The following is a 2,335-nucleotide window of genomic DNA, read 5'->3' as shown; positions in this document are numbered from 1 at the left end:
GTAGTGTGGGGTTTCCCCATGTGAGAGTAGGTCATCGTCAAGATTAAATTTCAGAACCCCTGTCTGCTAACGCAGACAGGGGTTTTGTCGTTTAAGAGCCTGCCAAGATCAGGTGATCAAAGAATGTTCAATTGTCGCCCGGTCAACGCTCATCGCAAGGTGCGGCAAACGCTCTAGTGCGCCGTTCGGCGGGAATCTGACCTAAATGCCGTCCATTTCCCATACAACCCTAAGATTTCTCTGAACCGTGCCGAAAGACTGGTGAGACATGCGTGCACCAAAGTAGAGCGGCCAAGAAGAACGCTGCCTGCTCTGTACATGGAATGTTGCATCCGGAACGCATCCCCACTTTTGGCATAAGAAGTCCCATGAAATGAATCTCAAGTTCAGCCATAAAATCCTGTTGGCCGCTTCGGGCGTCGTGGTCCTGGCGTTCGCTCTGTTCACCCTCTACAACGACTATCTGCAGCGAAACACCATTCGCCAGAACCTCCAGTCCTCCGTACAGCAGGCGGGGGACCTGACTGCCAGCAGCGTGCAGAACTGGATGAGCGGGCGGATTCTGGTATTGGAAAACCTTGCGCAAAACGTCGCCCACCAGGGCAAGGACGCTGACTTCCCCGGTCTGGTCGATCAGCCGGCCTTCACCTCCAACTTCCAGTTCACTTACGTCGGCCAGGACAATGGTGTATTCACCCAACGCCCTGACGCGAAGATGCCGGACGGTTACGACCCGCGCCAGCGCCCTTGGTACAAGCAAGCCGTCGCCGCCGATAAAACCATGCTGACGCCGCCGTACATGGCCGCTGTCGGTGGTCTGGTGGTGACCATCGCCATGCCGGTAAAAAAGAACGGCGAATTGCTCGGTGTGGTCGGTGGTGACTTGAGCCTGGAAACCCTGGTAAAGATCATCAACTCGGTGGACTTCGGTGGCCTCGGTCACGCGTTCCTGGTCAGCGCCGACGGTCAGGTAATCGTCAGCCCGGATAAAGATCAGGTGATGAAAAACCTGAAAGACATCTACCCGAATGCCGGTGTGCGCATCGAGAAGGGCAATCAGAACGTGGTGCTCAACGGTCAGGAACGCATCCTGTCATTCACCCCGGTCAGCGACCTGCCGAATGCGCAGTGGTACATCGGTCTGTCGATTGATCACGATAAAGCCTACGCAGCCCTCAGTCAGTTCCGTACCTCGGCACTGATCGCAATGTTTGTGGCAGTGGCCGCGATTGCACTGCTGTTGAGCCTGTTGATCAATGTGTTGATGCGTCCGTTGACCACCATGGGTCGCGCAATGCAGGACATCGCTCAGGGCGAAGGCGATCTGACCCGTCGTCTGGTGGTTGAGAGCAAGGACGAATTTGGCGAACTGGGCAGTGCATTCAACCAGTTCGTTGAACGGATTCACGCGTCGATTTCCGAAGTGTCGTCGGCAACCCGTCACGTACACGACCTGTCGCAGCGGGTAATGGCGTCGTCCAATGCGTCCATTGTCGGTTCCGACGAACAAAGTGCGCGCACCAACAGCGTCGCTGCCGCGATCAACCAGTTGGGCGCCGCCACCCAGGAAATCGCCCGCAACGCGGCCGATGCTTCGCAGCACGCCAGCGGCGCCAGCGAACAGGCCGATGACGGTCGTCAGGTGGTGGAGCAGACCATTCAGGCGATGACCGAGCTGTCGCAGAAAATCAGCCTGTCGTGCACGCAGATCGAAACCCTGAACGCCAGCACCGACAACATCGGCCACATTCTCGATGTGATCAAAGGCATTTCGCAGCAGACCAACCTGCTGGCACTCAACGCGGCTATCGAAGCCGCGCGGGCCGGTGAGGCTGGCCGTGGTTTTGCGGTGGTGGCGGACGAGGTGCGCAACCTGGCCCATCGCACCCAGGAGTCGGCAGAAGAAATCCACAAGATGATCACGTCGCTGCAGGTCGGCTCCCGTGAAGCGGTGACCACCATGAACGCCAGTCAGGCATCCAGCGAGCAGAGTGTTGAGGTGGCCAACCAGGCCGGCTTGCGTCTGGTCAGCGTGACCCAGCGTATCGGTGAAATCGACGGCATGAACCAGTCGGTGGCCGCCGCGACCGAGGAGCAGACGGCTGTGGTGGAGACCCTCAACGTTGACGTCAATCAGATCAACCTGTTGAACCAGCAGAGCGTGGCCAACCTCAACGAGACGTTGAAGGATTGTGATGCGTTGTCGCAGCAGGCCAACCGGTTGAAGCAGTTGGTCGACAGTTTCAAGATCTGACCACCCGTCAGACCGCGTTATCGTTCAATCGCGGGCAAGCCCGCTCCCACAGGATTTTTGGCGAACACAATATGTGTGAAC

General features: G+C 57.7%; 1 protein-coding gene. It reads left to right on the top strand.

Going from position 1 to position 2,335, the window contains the following annotated elements; translation table 11 throughout:
• The first annotated feature begins 373 nt into the window (after positions 1-373).
• A complete protein-coding gene (locus DBR24_RS29680; RefSeq protein ID WP_128616477.1) occupies positions 374-2,254 on the top strand; it encodes a methyl-accepting chemotaxis protein in 1,881 nt (626 codons plus the stop codon).
• The last annotated feature ends 81 nt before the right edge of the window (positions 2,255-2,335 follow it).

Source organism: Pseudomonas sp. HMWF006, assembly GCF_003061205.1.
GTDB classification, from domain to species: domain Bacteria; phylum Pseudomonadota; class Gammaproteobacteria; order Pseudomonadales; family Pseudomonadaceae; genus Aquipseudomonas; species Aquipseudomonas monsensis.
The sequence above is the reverse complement of the archived record's forward strand: the minus strand, read 5'-3'. Positions and strand labels throughout refer to the sequence as shown.